Genomic DNA, 276 nt, shown 5'->3' on the forward strand with positions numbered 1-276 from the left:
GAGAGATTGGCATGTTTTACTAGTTCATGCCGAAGCTTATCTGATCCAAGTGTGACATTTGAGACTAGAACTTCTAGATGAGTTGAGTAATCCAGCATAACTAAACGATTGTTTGGAACAACTTTTTTAGCGTTGGTTCTTGCTGCTGATGTAACGGAGGACGCATAACCTGAGCGGCTAAAATAAAACGGAAGGCTGAGAGTTTCGTTGTCCCCAGAGGTATATGCAACGATCAGTGGCGGAAGGTAGACGCCGAATTCAGGCGCGCTATTATTC

Annotated in this window: 1 protein-coding gene; it reads right to left on the bottom strand. The window is 44.2% G+C overall.

From position 1 onward, the window contains the following. The coding region (locus tag AAEY83_RS14650) for a hypothetical protein (RefSeq protein ID WP_351060008.1) at positions 1-276 on the bottom strand (276 nt) is incomplete at both ends.

This window comes from Psychrobacter sp. TB20-MNA-CIBAN-0197 (assembly GCF_040309765.1).
GTDB classification, from domain to species: domain Bacteria; phylum Pseudomonadota; class Gammaproteobacteria; order Pseudomonadales; family Moraxellaceae; genus Psychrobacter; species Psychrobacter submarinus.